Annotated in this window: 20 protein-coding genes; 7 read left to right on the forward strand and 13 right to left on the reverse strand. The window is 68.4% G+C overall.

Features of this window, described 5'->3' with window-relative positions; all coding sequences use genetic code 11:
* Positions 1-22: 22 nt before the first annotated feature.
* The 8 genes from TEF_18480 to TEF_18515 all read right to left on the reverse strand — a co-directional run bounded on the left by TEF_18480 (position 23) and on the right by TEF_18515 (position 8,993).
* Entirely contained in the window at positions 23-1,543 is a 1,521-nt protein-coding gene (locus TEF_18480; protein ID ANK82557.1) for a hypothetical protein, read from the reverse strand.
* 43 nt (positions 1,544-1,586) lie between these two features.
* Positions 1,587-3,236: an ATP-dependent acyl-CoA ligase gene (locus tag TEF_18485; GenBank protein ANK82558.1), complete on the reverse strand. Its 1,650-nt coding sequence runs from the start codon at positions 3,234-3,236 to the stop codon at positions 1,587-1,589.
* An 82-nt stretch (positions 3,237-3,318) separates the two neighbouring features.
* Positions 3,319-4,869: a hypothetical protein gene (locus TEF_18490; protein ID ANK83597.1), complete on the reverse strand. Its 1,551-nt coding sequence runs from the start codon at positions 4,867-4,869 to the stop codon at positions 3,319-3,321.
* Positions 4,870-4,888: 19 nt separating this feature from the next.
* The gene (locus tag TEF_18495; GenBank protein ANK82559.1) at positions 4,889-5,101 is read right to left on the reverse strand and encodes an acetyl-CoA carboxylase biotin carboxyl carrier protein subunit; all 213 of its coding nucleotides are present in this window, start codon (positions 5,099-5,101) and stop codon (positions 4,889-4,891) included.
* Between the two features lie 48 nt (positions 5,102-5,149).
* The gene (locus TEF_18500; GenBank protein ID ANK82560.1) at positions 5,150-5,710 is read right to left on the reverse strand and encodes a hypothetical protein; all 561 of its coding nucleotides are present in this window, start codon (positions 5,708-5,710) and stop codon (positions 5,150-5,152) included.
* Positions 5,711-5,895: 185 nt separating this feature from the next.
* The gene (locus TEF_18505; GenBank protein ANK82561.1) at positions 5,896-6,306 is read right to left on the reverse strand and encodes a hypothetical protein; all 411 of its coding nucleotides are present in this window, start codon (positions 6,304-6,306) and stop codon (positions 5,896-5,898) included.
* A gap of 39 nt (positions 6,307-6,345) precedes the next feature.
* On the reverse strand, positions 6,346-8,109 hold the full coding sequence (locus TEF_18510) for a sodium-independent anion transporter (GenBank protein ANK82562.1): 1,764 nt from the start codon (positions 8,107-8,109) through the stop codon (positions 6,346-6,348).
* Entirely contained in the window at positions 8,106-8,993 is an 888-nt protein-coding gene (locus TEF_18515; GenBank protein ANK82563.1) for an MBL fold metallo-hydrolase, read from the reverse strand. Before TEF_18515 ends, TEF_18510 begins: the two co-directional genes overlap by 4 nt.
* An 88-nt stretch (positions 8,994-9,081) precedes the next feature.
* Between TEF_18515 and TEF_18520 the strand changes: the two genes are divergently transcribed.
* The 5 genes from TEF_18520 to TEF_18540 all read left to right on the forward strand — a co-directional run bounded on the left by TEF_18520 (position 9,082) and on the right by TEF_18540 (position 12,620).
* Positions 9,082-9,408 (forward strand): transcriptional regulator, encoded by a 327-nt coding sequence (locus TEF_18520; GenBank protein ANK82564.1) that lies wholly within the window; start codon positions 9,082-9,084, stop codon positions 9,406-9,408.
* 2 nt (positions 9,409-9,410) lie between these two features.
* Entirely contained in the window at positions 9,411-9,941 is a 531-nt protein-coding gene (locus TEF_18525; protein ID ANK82565.1) for a hypothetical protein, read from the forward strand.
* Positions 9,942-10,024: 83 nt separating this feature from the next.
* Complete coding sequence (locus TEF_18530; protein ANK82566.1) at positions 10,025-11,044, forward strand: hypothetical protein; 1,020 nt, start codon at positions 10,025-10,027, stop codon at positions 11,042-11,044.
* On the forward strand, positions 11,041-11,397 hold the full coding sequence (locus TEF_18535) for a hypothetical protein (GenBank protein ANK82567.1): 357 nt from the start codon (positions 11,041-11,043) through the stop codon (positions 11,395-11,397). The genes TEF_18530 and TEF_18535 overlap by 4 nt, the downstream gene beginning before the upstream one ends.
* Before the next feature lie 14 nt (positions 11,398-11,411).
* Positions 11,412-12,620 (forward strand): acyl-CoA dehydrogenase, encoded by a 1,209-nt coding sequence (locus tag TEF_18540; protein ID ANK82568.1) that lies wholly within the window; start codon positions 11,412-11,414, stop codon positions 12,618-12,620.
* Here the strand turns inward: TEF_18540 and TEF_18545 are convergent, their stop codons facing one another.
* From TEF_18545 to TEF_18555, 3 genes are read right to left on the reverse strand one after another with little or no spacing between them, the layout of a single operon-like run.
* Entirely contained in the window at positions 12,621-13,481 is an 861-nt protein-coding gene (locus TEF_18545; GenBank protein ANK82569.1) for a taurine catabolism dioxygenase TauD, read from the reverse strand. It lies immediately after the preceding gene.
* A gap of 31 nt (positions 13,482-13,512) precedes the next feature.
* On the reverse strand, positions 13,513-14,949 hold the full coding sequence (locus TEF_18550) for a hypothetical protein (GenBank protein ANK82570.1): 1,437 nt from the start codon (positions 14,947-14,949) through the stop codon (positions 13,513-13,515).
* 22 nt (positions 14,950-14,971) lie between these two features.
* The gene (locus TEF_18555) at positions 14,972-15,739 is read right to left on the reverse strand and encodes a short-chain dehydrogenase (GenBank protein ANK82571.1); all 768 of its coding nucleotides are present in this window, start codon (positions 15,737-15,739) and stop codon (positions 14,972-14,974) included.
* Positions 15,740-15,896: 157 nt separating this feature from the next.
* On the opposite strand from TEF_18555, the gene TEF_18560 reads away from it, so the two are divergent.
* Complete coding sequence (locus TEF_18560) at positions 15,897-16,547, forward strand: hypothetical protein (GenBank protein ID ANK82572.1); 651 nt, start codon at positions 15,897-15,899, stop codon at positions 16,545-16,547.
* A 91-nt stretch (positions 16,548-16,638) separates the two neighbouring features.
* Positions 16,639-17,640 (forward strand): NAD(P)H-quinone oxidoreductase, encoded by a 1,002-nt coding sequence (locus TEF_18565; GenBank protein ID ANK82573.1) that lies wholly within the window; start codon positions 16,639-16,641, stop codon positions 17,638-17,640.
* Positions 17,641-17,652: 12 nt separating this feature from the next.
* Here the strand turns inward: TEF_18565 and TEF_18570 are convergent, their stop codons facing one another.
* Positions 17,653-18,852 carry an efflux transporter periplasmic adaptor subunit gene (locus TEF_18570; protein ID ANK82574.1) on the reverse strand — a complete coding sequence of 400 codons (1,200 nt, stop codon included), beginning with the start codon at positions 18,850-18,852 and terminating at the stop codon, positions 17,653-17,655.
* 4 nt (positions 18,853-18,856) lie between these two features.
* Positions 18,857-21,178: a permease gene (locus TEF_18575; GenBank protein ANK82575.1), complete on the reverse strand. Its 2,322-nt coding sequence runs from the start codon at positions 21,176-21,178 to the stop codon at positions 18,857-18,859.
* Between the last annotated feature and the right edge of the window lie 31 nt (positions 21,179-21,209).

Consider the following 21,209-nt stretch of genomic DNA (forward strand, 5'->3'; position numbering starts at 1 on the left):
CCCGGGGTCTTGTTTGCCCGGTTCAGAACGGCTCGATGCTCCGCTTCCTTGTGGTGCGCTCGGGCGGGCGCGGAAAGGTGCCAAGGGTGCGGATCAGGATGTCACGCGTCTCCGCCGGATCGATGACATCATCGAAGCCGAAGCGTTCGCCGACGCGCAGCGAGGTGTTGTAGGCCTTGAGTTCGTCGGTGTAGTCGCGGTGCGCCTGGGCGCGGGCCGCCGGATCCTCGATGGCCGCCAGTTCCTTCTGGAAGATGATGCTGGCCGCGCCTTCCAGGCCCATGCCGCCGAACTCCGCGGTCGGCCAGGCCAGCAGGATCGCCGGCGTCAGCGGGCGCGAGCCCATGATGTAGTAGCCCAGCCCGTAGGCCTTGCGCAGCACGACCGTCATCAGCGGCACGGTGGCGTTGGCGAGCGCCGAGAGCAACCGTGCGCTGCGGCGGACCAGGCAGGTCTGCTCGATTTCCGGGCCGACCATCAGACCCGGCGTGTCACAGAGCAGCAGGATCGGGATGTCGTAGGCGTCGCAGATCTGGACGAAGCGCGCCGCCTTCTCGCAGGCCGGGCCATCCATCGCGCCGGCCATGAACATCGGCTGGTTGGCGATGACGCCGACCGTCTGCCCGCCCATCCGGGTCAGCGCCGTGACCATGGCGCGGCCGTAGGCGGGCTTCAGCTCCAGCATCTGATCGCCGTCGGCCATGACCTCGATGACCTTGCGCACGTCATAGGCTCGGCGCGGGCTTTCCGGCACCATCTCGCGCAGCTTCGTCTGGTCCTGGGCCGTGACGGTCTCCTGCGGGCCGCTGAAGAAGGAGAGATACTTCTTCGCCAGCGCGCAGGCTTCCCGTTCGTCCTCGGCCAGCAGGTCGATGGCCCCGGACTTGTAGTGCACTTCGGCCGGTCCGATCTCCTCGGGTGTCAGCTTCACGCCCAGCGCAGCCTCCACCAGCGGCGGCCCCGCCATGCCCATGGAGGCGTTCTTCGTCGCGATGGCGACATCGCAGAGTCCGGCCAGGTTGGCGTGACCGGCGAAGGCCCGGCCGGGCACGATACCGACGGTCGGCGCCTGTCCCGAAAGCCGGGAGAAGGTCACGAAGGTCGGTGAGCCGAGCCGGTTCGGCACGAACATGTCGTGCGGACGCGCGCCGCCGCCGTCCAGCCAGCAGATCACCGGCAGGCGCTGCTTCTCGGCAAACTCGAACATCCGGCTGATCTTCGTGTGGTTCACCGCGCTCTGGGTGCCCGCGTAGACGGTATAGTCATAGGCGACCATGACGACAGGCCGGCCGTCGACCGCACCGGTCCCCGTCACAAGCCCGTCGGCCGCGCCGGACATGCCCTCGGTCGCGGGCTTCGCCAGCGCGCCGTATTCGACCAGGCTGTCCGGGTCCAGCATGCCGGCGATGCCCTCCCGCGCCGTCCAGCGCCCGCGGGCATGCTGCTTGTCGACGGCGGCCGTCCGCGCCTCGTCGCGCGTCGCCTGGCGCGCCTCCAGGATCTGGCGCAGCGCCTCGCGGATCTCGCCGGTCTCGCCGGGCATGGGTTCGTGTCGGTTCATCGTGTTCGGTTCCGCTCCTTCGGCTTCAGGCCGCGCCGATGCGGTCGCGGCGGATCTTCACGCCCGCCGCCTCGCGGTCCCAGGTGTCTTCCGTCACGCCCTCGGCGCGCAGCAGATGCTTCTGGACCTTCTGCGTCGGCGTCTTGGGCAGGTCGTCCATGACCCGGATGAAGCGCGGGATCATGAAGTGCGCCATGCGGGGCTGGAGGAAATCCAGCAGCGCCGCCGGATCCACCGACCGCCCCGGCACGGGCGCGACGACGACGAGCACCTCGTCCTCCGAGAACTCGCTGGGCACGGCCACCGCGGCGCTCTCCCGCACATCCGGGTGCGCGTTGACCTCGTTCTCCACCTCGAACGACGAGATGTTCTCGCCGCGGCGGCGGATCGCGTCCTTGGCCCGGTCCAGGAAATAGAAGGTCCCGTCGGCGTCCTTGCGGAACATGTCGCCGGTGTGGAACCAGCCGTTGCGCCAGGCTTTCGCCGTGGCTTCCGGATTGTTGTTGTAGCCGTGGTTGAGGCCCCAGGGGCGCTCCTCGCGGACGATCATCTCGCCGATTTCGCCGACCGGCACCTCGCAATCGTTCGCGTCGACCAGCCGGACCTCGGCGCCGGGCCGCACCTTGCCGCAGGAACCGACCTTCTGCGGGTTCCGCTCCGACATCAGCTGGCACGAGATCTCGGTCATGTTGAAGGTGGTGTAGACGTCGAGTCCGAAGCGCTGAGTGAAGGCCGTGACGTCCTCCGACAGCGGCACCATGAAGACGGTGCGCAGCGGGTGGTCATGGTCGCGCGGGCTGGGGTCCGCCTTCATCAGGAAGGGCGTCATCGCGCCGAGCAGGGTCACGCAGGTGGAGCCGGATTCGCGCACCGTGTCCCAGAACGTGTCCGTCTTGAAGCTGTCGACCAGCGCGATGGAGCCGCCCTTGGCCAGCATGCCATAGCTGTTGCCCGTGCCACCGGCATGAAACAGCGGCAGGTTGATCAGCCGCCGGTCCGTGTGGTCCAGCATCGGCCGGGCGCTCGTCGCCATGGTGAAAAGGTGCAGGTACGACGACAGCACACCCTTGGACGGTCCCGTCGTGCCGGACGTGTAGATGATCGACTGCAGGTCCCAGGGATCGATCGGCCGCTCCAGCGGCGCCGGCTCGTCGCCTGGCGCGCCCAACGCGTCCTCCGGTTCCACCGGCAGGCGGTCGAAATCCGTCTCACCGCCGACAACGATCAGCCGTTCCAGCTTTGCCAGGTCGATGTCGGAAAGCCGCTCGACCAGATCGGCGTGCACGATCATCAGCTTCGCGTCCGAATTGCGGACGACGTGCTCCAGCAGCGCGCCGCGATAGGCGGTGTTGATGGGGACGTAGGCCGCACCGACGTAGTTGATGCCGAACCAGCAGCGCAGCATCAGCGGCCCGTTGGGCAGCCAGACCAGCACACGGTCGTCGCGCGCGACGCCGATCTTCTGCAGGCCGGCGCCGGTGCGGGCGGCTTCGGACCGCGTTCGGGCATAGTCCCACAACTCGCCGCCCTCGAACCAGGCGAAGGGCGCATCCGGCGTCGCCTCGGCATGCCGGTCCAGGATATGGCGCAGCACGCAGCGGTCGCGGTTCGGGATGCGCGGGTCGCTGAACTCGCCCGCTTCGCTGACCTGCTGGTTCACGTCGCTCCTCCCCATTGTCGTTCCCTTGTCGGCCTGGACGGCCGGCGCCTCCCCTTGCGCCGACCGCCCACCGGGCCTCTCCGCTCCCCAGCGGAACTCAGATCGGCGAGATCGATCTCACCTTCGGCGGCACGTTGTTCTCCCGGCGGCGCGGCGCGCGCGCCAGGACCTCCACCAGACGCCGGCGGGTGTCTTCCGGCGCCACGATGTCGTCGATGCCGAAGCCCTCGGCCCCGCGCAGCGGGCTGACCCGCGCGCGCATCTCCGCGATCAGTTCCTGGCGTTTCGCATCCGGATCCTCGGCCTGCTCGATCTGCTTGCGGTAGGCGACATTGGCCGCGCCCTCCAGCGACATGGCGCAGATCTCCGAGGTCGGCCAGGCCAGCGCCGCGTCGGCATCGAAGCTGCGCCCGCCGCACATGGCGATGTAGCCCAGGCCATAGCCCTTGCGCAGGACGATGGAGACCCGCGGCACCGTGGCGTGACCCAGTTCATAGATCATCCGCGCGCTGCGCCGGCCCAGCTGCGAACGCTCGGCAGACGAGCCGATGGAAAATCCCGGCACGTCGATGAGGTAGACCAGCGGCAGGCCGAAGGCGTCGCAGATGGCGACGAAGTGCGAGATCTTCTCGCAGGCCGGCGAGGTCAGCATGCCGCCCAGATGCATCGGCTGGTTGGCGATGACGCCGACCGGCCGGCCCTCCAGCCGGGCGAAGGCGGTGATGGCGTTCTTCGCATAGGTAGGCTTGATCTCGAAGACGCTGCCCGTGTCGGCGAAACCCCTGATCACCCGGCGGACGTCATAGGCCTTGCGGGTGTCGGCCGGCACCATGGCCGCCAGCTTGTCCTGATCGCCGCTCTCGCCGCCCTCGGTTTCGGGCGGCGTCATCCGCGCATTGGTCGGCAGGAAGGACAGATAGCGCTTCACCGCGTCCAGCGCTTCGGCTTCCGTCTCCACGCCCAGATCGGCCAGCCCGTGCCGGTCGACCTGAACCTCCGCGCCGCCCAGCGACTGGATGTCGATATCCTCGCCCGTGCCCGCCTTGACCAGCGCCGGCCCGGCGAGGCCCATGCAGGCCTGACCGCGCACCATGACGACGAAATCCGACATGCCGGCGTAGTTGGTCGGACCGGCGAAGCCCGCGCCCATCATCGCCGAAACCACCGGCACCCAGCCGGAGATGCGGGCGAGATTGTGGAACATGGGGGAACCGTTGGCGAAGTGCCGCGAATCCTGGCCGTCCTGGATACGGTGACCGCCGCCGTCCAGCAGGAAGATCATCGGGCAGCCCTCACGGATCGCCTGCTCGACGGCGCGGCGCAGCTTGGCGCTGCCCAGCTTGCCGCTGCTGCCGCCGTGGACGGTGAAATCCTGCGCGGCGATCACGACCGGGCGGCCGTCGATCCGCGCGCCGCCGGTGACCACGCCGTCCGCGGGCCGCGAGTCGCGGTCGCCGCCGTCATCGCAGACCAGCGCCCCGATCTCCCGGAAACTGCCTTCGTCGACCAGACAGGCGATGCGCTGGCGCGCGGTCATTTCCGCGCGGCGAAGCATGCGCTCGACCGCCCGGGGGCGGCTTTCGTCGCTCAGCGCTTCGCGCGCCGCCGCAATCGCCGCTTCCGCCTCGGCCCCGCTTCTGTGCGGCATCGGATTGGACATGATGACCTCAGCTCTCCAGCCGGACCACGATCTGGCCTTCCTGGACGCTCTCGGCTTCCTCGACCAGGATCTCGGCGATGCGCCCCGCCGCGGGGGCCATGACCGGGATTTCCATCTTCATCGATTCAAGGATGAGGATTTCCTCGTCCTCTTCCACCGCGTCACCGACGGCGGCCACGATCTTCCACACCTTGCCGGCGATTTCCGATTTGACGTCCATGTACCTTCTCCCAACGTGGCGCGGCTCCCGGCGGCGCCCGAAATTCCATCAATGTGCGGCCAGAACCTGCCGGAACATGCCCACGAGGTCGTCGCGGGCGCTGTCCAGGTCGGTCTTGCCGCCGTCGACCAGCGCCTGGACGATGACGCCGCGCACTGCGCCCAGGATCATGGTGGCAAAGCGTTCGATATCGACGTCCGCGCGCAGCTCGCCCAGTTCCCGGGCCTCCTGCAGGTGGCGGCGGAAGCCCTCCCGATAGCCTTCGCCCAGCGCCCTCATGCGCGGCTTCAGCTCCGATGCGGAGCCCATGGACTCCACATAGAGCTGGTAGACCGCAACGGTCGCGGGCGCGCTGTCGCGGGCGCCGGCCATGTGTGCGCCCATGCGCACGAACAGCGCGTCCAGACCGCGCCTGTCGCCCAACGCCTTCGCCAGGCGGCGCTGGAACCAGGCGTCGCAGGTGTCGACCACGGCCTCCAGCAGCGCCTGCTTGGTGCCGAAGCGCGCCACCGGCAGGCCGCGGCTGTAGCCCGATTCCGTGCCGATCTGCGCCAGGCTGCAGCCCGCCGATCCGTTCCGCGCGATAAGGCGGAGCGCCGCGGCGATCATCTTCCTGTCCGACTGGGCCCGCCTTTCGGTCTGGCTGCGGCGCGGCTGTGGAGCGTCTGGCAAGGGTGAACCTATTTGCTTGTTGACCAGCAAATATAAGGCAGAAGAAACGGGCGCTGGCAACCGTGGATCAGCCATGCGTCAAACGCCTGATCGATCGTCCAGTCAGATCAGGGAGATAGCGGTCAGACGACCGGCTCGGCGAAGTATCGCGCGGCCCCGCCGGAGAGTTTTTCCGCGTCGGCCTGGAACAGTTCCAGCAGCACGCCGTCCGGCGCGGGGCACATGATGTACTTCCAGGCGCCGAAGTCCCGGATGCCGCTCCGGAAGGCGACGCCCGCCGCACGCAGCCGCGCTTCCAGCGATTCCAGGTCGTCGGTGCGGATGCCGATGTGGTGGACGGCGCCACGGCCCTGGTCGCGCGGCGGCTGTTCGTAGATGTGCAGCCGCCCGCCGCCGACGCGCATGAAGACGTTGCGTGCCCCGCCGAAATCGTCGTCGAAGGCGACCTCGCCGCCCAGCATGTCCCGCCACCAGGCGACGGTCGCATCGATGTCGGACGAGAAAATGTGGACGTGATGAAGCTGCTCGGTCATGGACGCATTTCTCCCCTTTGCGCACCACGGCGGCCACGTTCAGGCCCCGGCCGGAGACCTTCCCTTCTCCACGAGGTCCGGGGCGAGCGCCGCTACCGCCTGATAATGCGACAGGAACATACGGCCCGACAATTCGTCCAGGAAACCCGTTCGCCCGAGCCGGTCCGTGACCGGTCCCTTCACTTCGGACAGATGGAAGGCGACGCCCAGTTCGCCCAGCCGTTCGTTGATCGCCTCCAGGCTCTCCAGGGCGCTGGCGTCGATCTCGTTGACCGCGCTGCACTGCAGGATCACATGCTTCAGTTCCGGCTGGAGGGCGACCATGTCGTAGACCGCGTCCTCGAGGAACCGGGCGTTGGCGAAGTAGAGCGATTCGTCGACCCGGAGGCCGAGAATCGAAGGGTCGGTCAGCACCGCGTGGCGCTTGATGTTGCGGAAGTGCTCGGTGCCGGGAACCAGGCCGACGACCGCCATGTGGGGGCGGCTGGTGCGGAACAGGAACAGCCCCAGCGAAATGACGACGCCCGCCATCACGCCGGCCTCCACGCCGACCCCGAGAGTCACCAGGATCGTCGCGGCGACCGCGGCGAAATCCTTCTTCGAATAGACCCAGGTGCGGCGGAGACCGCCCAGATCGACCAGCGACAGCACGGCGACGATGATGGTCGCGGCCAGGGTCGCCCGGGGCAGGAAATAGAGCAGCGAGGTGAGGGACAGCGTCACCAGCGCGATGCCGAGCGCCGAGAACGCGCCGGCCGCCGGGGTGCGCGCGCCGGCGTCGAAGTTGACGATGGAACGCGCGAAGCCGCCGGTCACGGGATAGCCGCCGCCCACTGCGGCAGCGATATTGGATGCGCCGAGGCCGACCAGTTCCTGATCCGGGTCGATCCGCTGCCGCCGGCGCGCGGCCAGCGTCTGGGCCACGGAGACGGATTCGACGAAGCCGATGACGGCGATCAACGCCGCCGGCTCCAGCAGATCAAGCCAGAGTTGAGGGCTGAAGTCGGGCAGCGACGGCATGGGCAGGCCGGCGGGGATATCGCCCACCAGGCCGACGCCGGCAGCGCCCAGATCCAGCGCCCAGGCGGCCAGGGTGGTCACGATGACGGCGATCATCGGCGCCAGCTTGACGGCGATATCGGCAATGCGCGGGCGCAGACCGAGCCGGTCCTTCAGCAGACCGCCGAGCTGTCGCCGGGCCAGCATCAGGAAGATCACGGCACCGCCGCCCACCAGCAGCGTCGGGAGATTCGCGGCCGGGATATTCCGGACAAGGGATTGCACGATTTCCGGCAGGTTGTGGCCGCTCACCCGGATACCCAGAAGATGCCCGACCTGGCTGAGCGCAATGAGAATGGCCGAGGCGCTGATGAACCCCGAGATCACCGGATGGCTGAGGAAGTTGGCGAGGAAGCCGAGCCGGAAAACGCCCATCATCAGCAGCATCGCGCCGACGACCAGGGCGAGGGCGATGGCGGCCGCGACGTATTCCGGCGTACCGGGCGCCGCGATCCCGCCGATCGCGGCCGCCGTCATCAGGGAGACCACGGCGACCGGCCCGACGGCGAGCGTCCGGCTGGTCCCGAACAGGGCGTAGGCGAGCAGCGGCAGGATCGAGGCGTAGAGCCCGACCTCCGGCGGCAGACCGGCCAGCATGGCGTAGGCCAGCGATTGTGGCACCAGCATCACCGTGACGATGGCCGCGGCGATCAAGTCATCGGTCAGCGGGCCGGGCCCGTACTCCCGTCCCCAGCTCAGGATCGGCAGGAACCGGGCGGCCCGCCCGCCCACGCTGCGCCTCATGCCGAAGAGTCGTCCGTATTGGCCAGGGTGATCGGCAGCTTGAGGTATCGCGTGCCGTTCGCTTCCGGGTCCGGCAGGCGGCCAGCGCGGATGTTGGTCTGGATCGACGGCAGCAGCAGCATCGGCGCGGCAAGTCCAGCGTCGCGTTCTTCCCGCCAGGCGACGAAATCGTCCTCGCCCTTGCCCGCAAGATGGACATTCTCCTTCTCCGCCCCGACCGTCGTCTCCCAGGCGTATTCGTCACGCCCCGGCGCCTTGTAGTCGTGGCACATGAACAGGCGGGTCTCGTCGGACAGGCTCAGCAGCCGCTGGATGGAGCGATAGAGCGTCCGCGCGTCGCCGCCGGGAAAATCGGCGCGCGCAGTCCCGTAGTCGGGCATGAAGATGGTGTCGCCGACGAAGACCGCGTCCTCGACATGGTAGGCGATGCAGGCCGGCGTGTGGCCGGGCAGATGCATCACCTCGACTGTCAGACCGCCGATCCGGAAGGTTTCGCCGTCCCGGAAGAGATGGTCGAATTCCGCGCCGTCGCCTGAGACGTTGTCCAGGTTGAAGAAGGGGCCGAAGATGCCCTGGACATCCGTGATGTGCTCGCCGATGCCGATCCGGGCACCCGTGGCGCGCTTGATATGCGGCGCGGCTGACAGATGATCGGCATGGGCATGGGTCTCCAGGATCCATTCGAGCTCCACGCCTTCCGCTTTCGCCGCTTCCAGAATGGCGTCCGCCGAGTGGGTCGACGCCCTGCCGGAGCGGTTGTCGTAATCCAGCACCGGATCGATCACCGCTGCCTTCATCGTCTCCCGGTCCCAGACCAGATAGCTGATGGTGTTGGTGGCTTCGTCGAAAAAGGCGCGGATCGCCAGTCGTTCACTGTCCGTCATATCGGCCTCCCAAATCACAACCCGTGTGCGTGCTTTCCACATATATTAGATCTTGCTAATTTAGCAATGCCTAATATATAGGATCCACATGAACCAGTTTGACACCATCGACGACCTGGAAGCGAAGGCCTCGGAAGCATCTGCGACCCTGCGTCTCCTCGCCAACGAGAAACGCCTGCTGGTGCTCTGCCGCCTGATCAAGGAGGGCGAGATGACCGTCTCGGCGCTGGCGGAGGCGGCGGGCCTGGGCCAATCGGCCCTGTCGCAGCATCTGGCCCGGCTCCGCGCCGACGGCATCGTCGCCGTCCGGCGGGAAGCCCAGCAGGTCCACTACAGAATCGCCGACGAGAAGGTTCGCCGGCTGCTCGACGCGCTCTACGCAATCTACTGCGCGTCCCCCGAAAACGGAGACTGAACATGCATCTGAAGGAACTCACCCCCGAAGAGGCCCGGCGTCTGGCCGATAAAGGCGCCATCCTGGTCGACATCCGCGAGGCCGACGAAGTCGCGCGGGAAAACATTCCCGGCGCGCGGCATGCCCCGCTCTCCGGCATGGGAGACGCGGCGGCGCGTCTGGACGACGCCCCGGCGGTGATCTTCTTCTGCCGTTCGGGCAATCGCACCCGCGAGAACAGCGGCCAGCTCAGGCAGCTCGCCGACGCCGAAGCCTATGTGCTGCAGGGCGGCTTCGACGCCTGGCGCAAGGCGGGCCTGCCCGTCAATGTCGACCGCCGCCAGCCCCTGCCGCTGATGCGTCAGGTGCAGATGGCCGCCGGCCTGCTGATCGTGCTCGGCGTCGTGCTGGGCTATGCGCTCTCGCCGTGGTGGTTCCTGCTGGCCGGCTTCGTCGGCGCGGGTCTGTTCCAGGCCGGGGCCACCGGCTGGTGCGGCATGGCCCGGCTGCTCGGCGTCATGCCCTGGAACCGGCGCAGCCCCGCCGGCGCCTGACCGGCCGCTCCCGAACCCGGAAGACGCCGCCCGCGCCGAGGTGTTAGAAAGCACCGGGGCGGCGCATCCGGGGAGGCAGACGCATGACCGCATCGAAGGCGCTCGACCAGCCGGCTTTCGTCGAACGGCTGACAAGGGCGGTACGCCGACGCTTCGGCGAGGCGGCCGCCGTCACGCCGGTGGGCGAGCCCAGCATGGGCGGGATCAACCACACAGCCATCTTCGACGTGGCCGAAGCCTGCGGCACGCCCCGGCGGCTGGTATTGCGCCGGGAGACAATCGAGGGCATCGGCAATCCCTTCCTTGCCTCGCACAAGCAGTACCGTCTGCTGGAAGTGGCGCACGGGCGCGGCCTGCCGGCGCCTGAGCCCGTCTTCGAACTGGAGCCGGCGGACGACCTGGGCCAAGGTTTCGTCATGGGCTTCGTCGAAGGCGAGACCCTGCCCCGGCGAATCAACAACGACCCGCGATTCGATGGCATCCGGCCCGGTCTCGCCGCGCGCTGCGGCGAACTGCTGGCCGCGATCCACGACTTCGGGCTGGCGGCCACCGATTTCCTGACCGACGTGGCCGACACCGCCGATCCGCTGGCGGCCCAGCGCGAGCGCCTCGACCTCTACCGGGAGAAGCACCCGGCGCTCGAACTCGGCCTGCGCTGGCTGGAACTGAACCGCCCGACCGGCGGCGAACCGGTCTCGCTCCACGGCGACTTCCGGAACGGCAATTTCATCGTCGACGAAACCGGCATCGTCGCCATCCTCGATTGGGAATGCAGCCATCACGACCGGCCGATGGAGGATCTCGGCTGGCTCTGCGTCCCTTCCTGGCGGTTCGGCAATCCCGATCGGCCCGTCGGCGGGTTCGGCGAGCGCGCCGACCTCTACGCTGGCTACGAGGCGGCGAGCGGGCGTCAGGTGGACGACGAGGAAGTCCGCTACTGGGAGATATTCGGCATGGTCCGCTGGGCGATCCTGAACGTGATGCAGGGCTTCGGTCATGTCTACGAAGGCCGCCGGTCGATGGTCTGGGCCGCCTGCGGGCGGAATGTCGCCATGGTCGAGCACGAACTGATGCAGGCGCTGAACGGGAGGGCCGCAAGATGAGACAGGATCAGCCCGCCGCCCACGACCTCGTCGGCACGGTCCGCGAATACCTCGACGATCTCGCCGGAAAGCTCGACGACGAGCACCGCTTCGATCTGCGCGTCGCCACCCACCTGCTGGCCATCGTTGAGCGAGAGCTGCGCGACCGGCCCGATTTCGAGAACGATGAGCGCGCGGCGTTGCGCGACCTGACGGACGCCGCGGAGGGCGAGGACGAGATCGAAGCGCTTTGCCGCGCGATCCGGTCGGGCGATCTCGACGGCCGTTGGGACGAAGCGATGCGCGCGGTGAACCGTACGGTGGAACTGAAGATGAAGGTCGTCAGGCCAGCGGCGCTGGACCGGGCCGACTGAGGGGAGAAACGACCATGGACTTCGAATTCCCGGACAAGGTGAAGAACCTGCAGGCGCGGGTCGCCGCCTTCATGGACGAGCATGTCTATCCACTGGAGCACGAGTACGACCGGCACGTCGCCGAGGCCGGCGGCTGGACTACGCCGCCCATGCTGGACAATCTGAAAGAGAAGGCAAAGGCGGCGGGCCTGTGGAACCTGTTCATGCCAGATGAGCGCTACGGCGCCGGGCTGACCAACCTGGAATACGCACCGCTGGCCGAGATCATGGGCCGGGTCGAGTGGGCATCGGAAGTCTTCAACTGCTCAGCCCCGGACACGGGCAACATGGAGACGCTGGCGCGCTACGCCGACGAGGAGCAGAAGAAGCGGTGGCTGGAGCCGCTGCTCAGCGGCGAGATCAGATCCTGCTTCTCCATGACCGAGCCGGCCGTCGCCTCGTCCGACGCCACCAACATCGAGTGTCGCATCGCGCGCGACGGCGACGACTACGTGATCAACGGCCGCAAGTGGTTCTCGTCCGGCTTCGCCAACGAACGCTGCCGACTGGTCATCGTCATGGGCAAGACGGCGCCGGACGATCCGGACCGATACCGCCAGCAGTCGATGATCCTCGTGCCGAAAGATGCGCCGGGCCTGCGCCTGGAGCGGAACCCGACCACCTTCGGCTACAGCGGCGCGCCCGGCGGCCACCCGGAAATCGTCTTCGAGGACGTACGCGTGCCGGCGTCGAACATCCTGCTGGGCGAAGGCCGGGGCTTCGAGATCGCCCAGGGCCGGCTCGGTCCGGGGCGGATCCATCACTGCATGCGCTTCATCGGCTCGGCCCAGCGGGCGCTGGAGCTGATGTGCCAGCGCGCCGAGAGCCGCAGCGCCTTCGGCATGAAGCTCTCCGAACACGGCTCGCTGCGCGAGGACATCGCGCGATCGTTCTGCGAAATCGAGCAGGCCCGGCTGCTGACGCTCCGCGCCGCCGACAAGATGGACCGCGAGGGCAACAAGGCCGCCCGGGACCTGATCGCCGCGGCCAAGATCGTCGTGCCGAAGATGGCGACGGAGGTGATCGACCGCGCCATGCAGGTGCACGGCGCCAGGGGCTTCACCGAGGACACCTTCCTGCCCAAGGCCTGGACCTGGGCGCGCTACATCCGGGTCGGCGACGGCCCGGACCAGGTGCACATGTCGTCGCTGGCGCGGCAGTTGCTCCGCCGTTACGCCGGCTGATCAGGCGGCGACCTCGGCCTCGCTCTCCGGGTCGCCGGCGATGCGGGAGTGATACATCACCCGGGGCTTCGTCATGTCCCAGGGGCACGCGCGGTGCATCAGGCAGCGGTTGTCCCACAGCACCACCTCGCCGGGCGTCCACTTGTGGTGATAGGTCCAGTCGCCCGAGCCGGCGTACTCGTTGAGACTGTCGACGAAGTCTTCCGACTCCTTCTCCGACATGCCGCTGACGCCGAAGGCGTGGCGGCCGACCAGCAGCGACTTCCGGCCGGTCTCCGGATGGACCTTGACCATCTGCCGGCGCACCGGCGGCCGCTCGTCCAGGCCGTAGCCGATATATTCGCTGTCCTTCTCCTTCCGGCGGAAGCCGGCCTTCATCTGGCTGTAGTGCAGCGAATGCAGCGCGGTCAGCCCCTCCAGCCTGCGCTTCATGTCGTCATCCAGCGCGTCCCAGGCCCGACGCATGTCCGCGAAGCCGGTCTCCCCGCCTTCCGACGGCACCACATGAGCGCTGAAGACGGCGCCCTTGGCCTGCAGCGGCATGTAGGTGCTGTCGTGATGCCAGCCCATGTTGCCCTTCAGGATCTTGACCAGATCGTCCTCGTCGCTGGTGCGGACGGTGCCGTCGTCGCGCACATTGCTGATGGCGAAGAGCTTGACCTCCAGCGGACCGAAGCGGCGCGCCACGTCGACCTGGGCCTCGGGTTCCATGTGCTGGTCCGGGAACAGGAGCAGGCCATGCTCCAGCCAGGTTTCGTAGAGCGCGTCGAAGGCCGCGTCGCTCATCTCGGTGAGCTTCAGGCCGGTGATCCGCGCGCCGAAACTGGCGTCCAGCGGCTCGACGTCGAAATGCTCGCTCATCGCGATCCTCCCCGGGATGTTCCCGGCGAGTCTATGCGACCGTGGCGTGCGCGGGAAGGATTTGCCGCCCGGCGCCGGGCGCGGCAGCCATGCCGTTGACGTAGACCTGCGCGATGCCTTCCGCCGGCGCGGTCGGCTCCGCGAGGCTCGAGCCGTCGCGGATCCTGCCCGGGTCGAAGAGCACGAGATCGGCGAAGCAGCCTTCGCGCACGAAGCCCCGGTCCGGGATGCCGAAGGTCTCGGCCGGCAGGCCGGTCATGCGCCGTACCGCCTCCGCCAGCGACAGCACGCCCGCGTCGCGCGCATAGTGTCCGAGCACACGCGGGAACGTGCCCCAGAGCCTGGGATGCGGCCTGGCGTCGAAGGGCAGGCCGTCGGAGCCGATCATGGCGAGGTCATGGGCCAGCACCGTGCGGACGTCGGCCTCGGCCATGGTGTGATAAAGCGCGCCGGCCGGCATCAGCCGCTCGACAGTCTCTTCTTCCGTGCAACCGAGTTCCGCAGCGACCTCGGAGAGTTTCCGGCCGGCGGTTTCCGGCATCGGCTTCGAGCGCGTGATCGTCACCCGCTCGCCCCCGGCGGCACGGGCCCGCTCCGGCGTCAGCGCGGTCGAGGAAAAGTCATACGGGTAGAGGTCGAGGCCCACCGCCTGTTCGGCCCGCGCCGCGTCGATCCGGGCCAGTGAATGGCGCACGGCGCCGTGGTTCGCCCGGCCCACCGCCTTGTGATGGGAGAAGATCACCGGCGCGCCGCTGGCCCGCCCGATCTCCAGCGCCTCGTCGACCGCATCGAGCAGGCCTTCGGCCTCGTCGCGGAGATGGGTGACGTAGAAGCCCCCCTTCGGCATCCGCTTCGCCAGCGCGATCAGTTCGGAAGTCTCCGAGCGGCTGGCCATGGCGTAGGCGAGGCCCGACGACAGCCCGATCGCGCCGTCGACCAGGCTCTGCTCCAGCAGTTCGCCCATTCGCGCAATCTCGTCCTCTCTCGCCGGCCGGTTCACATCGTCCATGACGCTGAGCCGCAGGGTCGAATGACCGACCAGCGCCAGGGTGTTCACCGCCGGGCGGGCCGCCTTCACGGCCGCCAGATAGGCGCCGAACCGCTCGAAGCGGTGTTCGGGACGGAACATCAGGATCTCGAACTCGGCCGGCAATCTCGCCTCCGGCAGGAACGGCGCCGGGCTGTAGCCGCACAGCCCCGTGATCACCGTGGTCACGCCCTGGCTGGACTTCATCTCCATCGCCGGGTTCTCGATCAGCGCGATGTCGTCATGGGTGTGGACGTCGATGAAGCCCGGCGCCAGCGCCAGCCCGGCGGCGTCGATCACTTGCCGGGCTTCCGGCCGCACCGCGCCCTTCTCGACCGCGGCAATGCGGTCGCCCCGGACGCAGACCGTGCCGATGAAGGACACCGCGCCCGTGCCGTCGAAGATCTCGGCGCCTGAGAAGACGGTATCATAGGCGGTCATGGCGTCCTCCCGGCCGTTGGCGTCAATCGGCGGGCAGGCCGATGGCCGCCCGGCCCTCCCTGGAGCGCAGCGGAAAATCACGGCCGAGCCAGTCGTCGGAGGCCTCGGTGCAGAGCCAGGCGATGGCCTTCGCCACCCACTCGGCGGGAATGTGGACCGATGGGTCGAGCTGGCTGACGGGATTGATGCCCGAAGCCTTGATGGCGACCTGCATGTCGGTGCGCACAGTGCCGGGGCTGATGCCAAGCACCCGGATGCCCTCCGCGCCATATTCCTTGTGCGCGCAGGCGGTAAGCGACAGTGCGGCGGCCTTGGAGGAACAATAGTGGCTCCAGCCCTCAAGGGCGCTGGTCGCCGCGCCGGAGCTGACGTTCACGACGGTTCCGCCACCCGACCCGAGCATCACCGGCAGGGCGGCGCGCAGGCCGAAATAGACGCCCTTGTAATTGACGTCCGCCACCTTGGTCCATTCGTCCGGATCGCTGTCGGCAAGGCGTGCGATCGGCTCGATCAGCCCGGCATTGTTGACCAGCACGTCCAGACCGCCATGGGCGTCGACGGCCCTTCCAACAGCGGCTTCGACGTCGCGGTAGTCGGCGACGTCAGCCTCCACTGCGATGGCCTTGCCGCCCGCTTCCACGATCTCGTCGGCGATCTCCTGGATCGTGCGGCGGCTGCGGGCGAGCAGCGTCACCTTGGCGCCCAGCTCGCCGAAATGGCGCGCCGCCGCCGCGCCGATGCCGCGGCTGGCGCCAGTGATCAGACAGCTCTTGCCGGACAGTTCGCTCATCGCTCTCGCCCCCCAGATTGTTCGACGCCGCCTTGATAGCGCGGATGGCGGCAGGCGGAAAGCCGACCCGCCGCGGCACTGATCTGCGCCCATTGAATCCGCGGCGCAGGCCTCGACATCGGGACCATATCGTCGTCCGAAGAATGGAGATCGAACAATGAGCGCGAAACGCGACTCGCTGGTCGACGCCCTGATGGAGGGCCACGGCCGGACCTATTCCGGCGAGCTCGGTATCGACCTTTCGAAAAACACGCCCTCGCCGCTGTTCCGCTGGCTCTGCGCTTCGATCCTGATGAGCGCCCGCATCTCCGCCGACAAGGCCGTGAGCGCGGCGCGGGGGCTGGCCGACGCCGGCTGGACCACCGTGCCGAAACTGGCCGACAGCACCTGGCGCGAGCGTGTCGACGTGCTCAACCGCTCCGGCTACGCCCGTTTCGACGAGAGCACGGCGAGCATGCTGGGCGACATGGTCGAGCACCTGATGGACGAGTATGACGGCGACCTGCGCAGCCTGCGCCGCCGCGCCGACAGGGACCCGGCGGAGATGCGCAAACGCCTGAAGGCGTTCAAGGGACTGGGCGACGTCGGTGTCGACATATTCTTCCGCGAGGCGCAGATCGCCTGGGGCGAACTGTACCCCTTCGCCGACCGCAAGGCGCGCAGCGCGGCGAAGGAACTGGGCCTGCCGGGCCGCAGCGACCGGCTTGCAAAGCTGGTGGAACGGGACCGTTTCCCGACACTGGTCGCCGCGCTGGTCCGCGCTGAGCTGGCGAAGGATCTGGACAAGATCGAGAAGCAGGCCGCCTGACACCCGACCGCGTTGATTGCGGCGCCCGCCGCCCTATCCTTCCGGTTCATTCCGGTTCGAACCGAGGGGGGAGACTGTGGGAACAGCCTCGATGACGGATCTGCCAGCGACGATGCGAGTCGTCTCGGCGCGAATGGGCGGCGGTCCCGAGACCCTTGTCGCGGAGGACCGGCCGGTGCCTGTGCCGGGGCCGCGCGAGGTGCTGGTCGAGGTCGCGGCCACCGGCATCAACCGCGGCGATATCCTGCAGCGGGCGCGGACCTACCCTGCGCCGCCGGGCACCGATTACGATGTGCTCGGCCTGGAAGTCTCCGGCCGTGTCGTGGCGGCGGGCGACCAGGTGACGCTCTGGAAGCCGGGTGACAGGGTCTGCTGCCTGATGAAGGACGGCGCCTATGCCAGTCACGCCCTGGCGGACGAGCGGCTGACCATGGCCGTGCCCGAGAATGTCGACCTCGCCGCAGCCGCCGCCCTGCCGGAAGCGCTTTTCACCGTCTGGACCAACGTCTTCGACCGCGGCGGGCTGAAACAAGGCACGCGCTTCCTCGTCCACGGCGCCAGCAGCGGCATCGGGGTGATTGCACTGCAGCTCGGCCGGGCCTTCGGCGCCGAGGTCATCGCCTCGACCGGCTCCGACGCCAAGGGCGAGATCTGCCGCGAGCTCGGCGCGCATCACGTCATCAACCACCGCGAATCCGATTTCGTCGAGGAAGCGAAACGGCTTACCGGCGGCGAGGGCGTCGACCTGATCCTCGACATGGTCGCCGGCTCCTACATGCAGCGGAACCTCGAGGCGCTGGCGTTGGAGGGCAAGGTCGTCATGATCGGCCTGCTGGAGAGCGACCGCGCCGATTTCGCCGTCGGCACCCTGCTGACCCGGCGGCTCACCATCACCGGCTCCACCCTCTGGGCGCGGACGATCGAGCAGAAGGCGGAGATCCGTCAGGCGCTGGACGAGAAGGTCCGGCCGCTGCTGGAGAGCGGCGCGGTCCGTCCGGTGGTCGATCGGGTCTTCCCGCTGGAGCGCGCGGGCGAGGCCCACGACTTCATGGAAACCAACAGCCACGTGGGCAAGATCCTGCTCCGCCCCTGACGGGCCGCCGCCTCAACGCGGCTCGATGCGGACGCCGTCCCGCACGCGGTCGCTGGGATAGAGCACGACGCTCTCGCCAGCGTCGAGACCGCCGCGGATTTCGGCGAACAGGCTGTTGCGCGCGCCAGTCTCGACAAAGCGCAGTTCCGCTCGCCCGTCACCTTCCACGAAAACAGCCCAGTCGCCGCCTTCGCGGAACAGCGCGCCGAGCGGCGCCTTGAGGACTTCGTCCTGGAACAGAACCACGCCGACGTCGACGCGGAAGCCGTGTCCCAACCGCCGCCAGTCCTCGGGCGGATTGGTGATGTCGAGCACCACCTCCACCCGCTGTTCCTCGATGCCCAGGGCCGAGATTCGCGTCTCGGCCAGGGGGTCGATCCGGCGCACGACCGCCGCGAGGTCCGGGCCGCCCCAACCGCTCAGGATAGCGGGCTGGCCGGGCTCGATGCGGACGGCGTCTTCCGACAGCAGGTCGACCGCCACTTCGAGATCCGCGGGATCGCCGATTTCGATCAGTTCGGCGCCCGCCTCGACAACGCCCTCGCTGCGGCGGATAACCCGCAGCACGACGCCGCTGACCGGCGCGGTGACCGGCAGGCATTCGCAACGCTGGCCGCGTTCCTCGATCTCCGGCCGGGTGAGCAGACGCGACCGGGCCTGCTTCAACTCGTGTTCCCGAACATTGAGCGCGGCGCGCGCGGTCTGCAGCGCCGCCTCTGCCACGCGGTAGGTGCGTTCCGCCTCGTCCAGAGCCCGTTCCGAAATGGTCTGCTGGCGGATGAGCCGCTGCGCCCGCTCCAACTCCCCTTCGGCGAAGGCGAGATCGGCTTCGGCCCGCGCCACCTCTGCGGCGGCAAGTTCGCGGGCGGCGCGGGCGGCCTCCACGGCGGCCTCCTGCTCCGCCCCGGTGCGGACGTCGAGGAAGGCCGGCGAGGCCGGCTCGATCCGCGCAAGTTCCGTGGCGTCCGCCTTCACCGGATCGCCGGCCTCCGCCTCGACGCGCAGGAGATGCCCGCGGAGCGGGGCGTAGACCGTATAGACGTCGCGCACGCGGGTCTCGCCCTCCTCGTCGATGGTCACGCGCAACGTGCCACGCTCGACCGTGGCCAGGTCGACGGGCACCGGCTGTGGCCGGAGAGCCCAGGCGATGCCGGCGGCCAGCAGCAGAAGCAGAACGGCCCAGATTGCGATGCGTCTTGTCCTGGCGCCCATATGGCTACTCCCGTGTTTTCAGAACGGCGATCAGATCGAGATGATCCAGGCGCCGCCGGACGATAGCCGCAGCGGCGGCCGTGGCGGCCAGGGCAATGAGCACCGCCTTGCCATATGTCGCGTCGGCAATGATCAGCGGCACCCGGAACAGCTCCGTCTCGAAGGCCCCGGCAATGTACCAGGCGAGCCCGAAGCCGACGGCGCAGCCGAACGGCAGCGCAAGCCAGGTCAGCAGGCCGATCTCGCCCAGCAGGATGTAGGAGATCTCCCACCGCCCGAAGCCCAGCACACGCAGCGTCGCCAGTTCGCGCGCCCGCTCCGAAAGGGCGATCCGGGCCGAGTTGTAGGTAACGCCGACCGCAAGCACGGCGGCGAACGCGACGAAGAAGCCCACGAAGATGTACATGGTCTCACCGATGGTCTCGTAGACCTGATCGATCGCCGCCCTGCGGAACAGGACACCCGCCACTCCCGGCAGCTCCTTGACCTCGGCCAGGAATTCGTCGCGGCGGCCGCTGTCGAGCGTGACGTGCAGCCCGTCGATCACGCGTCCATCGCCCATGACGCGATTGAGCGCGCTCAGTTCCATGTGCACGGGCCGTCCGATATAGGTGTCGAAGATGCGCACGACCGGCAATTCGAGGACCGGCCGGCGGCCCTCCAGCACCTCGACGCGGACCACGTCGCCGACGCCCACCTCCAGATGCTCTGCCACGATGCGGGACATCAGCAACCCGTCCTCCGGGACCGGCACGGGCCCCAGGTCGAAATCGTGCACCGGGCTCAGCATCGCCGCCGACGGCACGCCGCCTATGCCCTCGCGGAGACTGAGATGGCCGTTGTGGAGGCGCGCCGCCACGTTGCGGAAGGGCTCGGTGGTCAGCACGCCGGGCAGGCCGGCGAAGCTGCGTTCCGCCGAGGCCGGCCGGATGTCGACGAAGCCGATCGTCGCGTCCTGGTGCTGGCCCTGCTCGAAGACGCTCTCGACCAGGTGGTCGACGGCGTCCAGCCATTGCAGGGCGAGGACCAGGACGGCTACCGACATGGCGACGCCTGCGCTGGCCAGGAAGGCGCGCAGCGGCCAGCGCAGGATGCGCCGCAGAATCATCCGCGTCGGCTCGTCCAGCCCGTCCCTCAGAATGCTGCGCGACAGCCAGTTCCGCCGGTAGACCGGTGGCGACGGCGGCAGCATTGCCTCGGCCGGCGGCAGGCCGACGGCCTGCCGGACCGCTGCCAGACTTCCGGCGAGCGCCGCGGCGAGGCTGATCCCGCCGGCCAGGAGAAAGCTGGATGGGCCGGGGCGGTAGAGCAGGAAAGGGAAGTGAAAGAAGTCGGCATAGAGTCCGGTCTGGAAATGACCGAGCCATGCCCCCATCAGCGTCCCCAGTCCGACGCCGATTCCGCCGATCAGCAGCACCAGCTTGGCGTAGTGCCAGCCGATGGCGAGATCCGTGTAGCCAAAGGCCTTGAGCAGGCCGATCTCGTGGCGTTCGGTCTGGATGAGGCGGACCATCACCATGTTGGTCAGGAACACCGCCACAGCCAGAAAGATCGCCGGCAGCAGGGTCGACATGTTCTTCTGCTGATCGATCTCGTTCTGAAGGAACCAGTTCGAAAGCTGTTCGGCGCGGGCCACCGCGCCGGCGCCGCCATAGGTGTCGAGCAACGCGTCCAGTTGCGGAATGATCTCGTTGGGATCCGCGCCGCGCAGCAGTCCCAGCGTCACGCTGTTGAAGGCGCCATCCATGTCATAGGCGGCCGCCATGGCCGCGCGGCCCATCCACAGCACGCCGAAACGCTCGTCGTCGGGCATCAGCCCGCCCGGCGCGATGGCGTAGACGAACTCCGGACTGAGCGCGGTGCCCACGACCTGCAGGGTCCGCTTGCGCCCCTCCAGGATCGCCCCGAAGCTGTCACCGGGATCAAGGCCATGGGCTTCGGCAAACGGTTCGCTGACGACGACCTCGTCGGGACGATTCGGCTCGGCCAGACGGCCGGAGCGGAGCACGAGGACATTGAGGAGTTGTGGCCCGTGCTCGGGCAGCGAGAGGATCTGGCCGATCACGGGCTCGCGGAAGCCCGAGATGTCCAGCATCGCGACCTCGACGATCCGGGTCTGGGCCATGCGGACACCGGGGATCGCGGCGATCTCGGCAGCCAGCCGTTCCGGTGCGCGGCGGGCCCCTGCGAACACGTCGGCGAAACGCGTCCGCTCGTAGTAGGCGTCGCGGGTCTCCTCCAGCGCCTCGATCGTCGTCAGCGCCATGATCAGCAGCGCGGTGCCGGAGGCGATGACCATGGCGACGGCCAGCACCTGGGCCTTCATTCGCCAGATTTCCCGGATCAGTTTCCGGTCC

The organism is Rhizobiales bacterium NRL2, assembly GCA_001664005.1.
Taxonomy (GTDB): domain Bacteria; phylum Pseudomonadota; class Alphaproteobacteria; order Minwuiales; family Minwuiaceae; genus Minwuia.

Bases quoted from the DNA above. Each gene is read 5' to 3' on its own strand.
- TEF_18480 (ANK82557.1), bottom strand. From the start codon at position 1,543: ATGCCCGGCGAGACCGGCGAGATCCGCGAGGCGCTGCGCCAGATCCTG.
- TEF_18485 (ANK82558.1), bottom strand. From the start codon at position 3,236: ATGGGGAGGAGCGACGTGAACCAGCAGGTCAGCGAAGCGGGCGAGTTC.
- TEF_18490 (ANK83597.1), bottom strand. From the start codon at position 4,869: ATGCCGCACAGAAGCGGGGCCGAGGCGGAAGCGGCGATTGCGGCGGCG.
- TEF_18495 (ANK82559.1), bottom strand. From the start codon at position 5,101: ATGGACGTCAAATCGGAAATCGCCGGCAAGGTGTGGAAGATCGTGGCC.
- TEF_18500 (ANK82560.1), bottom strand. From the start codon at position 5,710: ATGATCGCCGCGGCGCTCCGCCTTATCGCGCGGAACGGATCGGCGGGC.
- TEF_18505 (ANK82561.1), bottom strand. From the start codon at position 6,306: ATGACCGAGCAGCTTCATCACGTCCACATTTTCTCGTCCGACATCGAT.
- TEF_18510 (ANK82562.1), bottom strand. From the start codon at position 8,109: ATGAGGCGCAGCGTGGGCGGGCGGGCCGCCCGGTTCCTGCCGATCCTG.
- TEF_18515 (ANK82563.1), bottom strand. From the start codon at position 8,993: ATGACGGACAGTGAACGACTGGCGATCCGCGCCTTTTTCGACGAAGCC.
- TEF_18520 (ANK82564.1), top strand. From the start codon at position 9,082: ATGAACCAGTTTGACACCATCGACGACCTGGAAGCGAAGGCCTCGGAA.
- TEF_18525 (ANK82565.1), top strand. From the start codon at position 9,411: ATGCATCTGAAGGAACTCACCCCCGAAGAGGCCCGGCGTCTGGCCGAT.
- TEF_18530 (ANK82566.1), top strand. From the start codon at position 10,025: ATGACCGCATCGAAGGCGCTCGACCAGCCGGCTTTCGTCGAACGGCTG.
- TEF_18535 (ANK82567.1), top strand. From the start codon at position 11,041: ATGAGACAGGATCAGCCCGCCGCCCACGACCTCGTCGGCACGGTCCGC.
- TEF_18540 (ANK82568.1), top strand. From the start codon at position 11,412: ATGGACTTCGAATTCCCGGACAAGGTGAAGAACCTGCAGGCGCGGGTC.
- TEF_18545 (ANK82569.1), bottom strand. From the start codon at position 13,481: ATGAGCGAGCATTTCGACGTCGAGCCGCTGGACGCCAGTTTCGGCGCG.
- TEF_18550 (ANK82570.1), bottom strand. From the start codon at position 14,949: ATGACCGCCTATGATACCGTCTTCTCAGGCGCCGAGATCTTCGACGGC.
- TEF_18555 (ANK82571.1), bottom strand. From the start codon at position 15,739: ATGAGCGAACTGTCCGGCAAGAGCTGTCTGATCACTGGCGCCAGCCGC.
- TEF_18560 (ANK82572.1), top strand. From the start codon at position 15,897: ATGAGCGCGAAACGCGACTCGCTGGTCGACGCCCTGATGGAGGGCCAC.
- TEF_18565 (ANK82573.1), top strand. From the start codon at position 16,639: ATGACGGATCTGCCAGCGACGATGCGAGTCGTCTCGGCGCGAATGGGC.
- TEF_18570 (ANK82574.1), bottom strand. From the start codon at position 18,852: ATGGGCGCCAGGACAAGACGCATCGCAATCTGGGCCGTTCTGCTTCTG.
- TEF_18575 (ANK82575.1), bottom strand. From the start codon at position 21,178: ATGAAGGCCCAGGTGCTGGCCGTCGCCATGGTCATCGCCTCCGGCACC.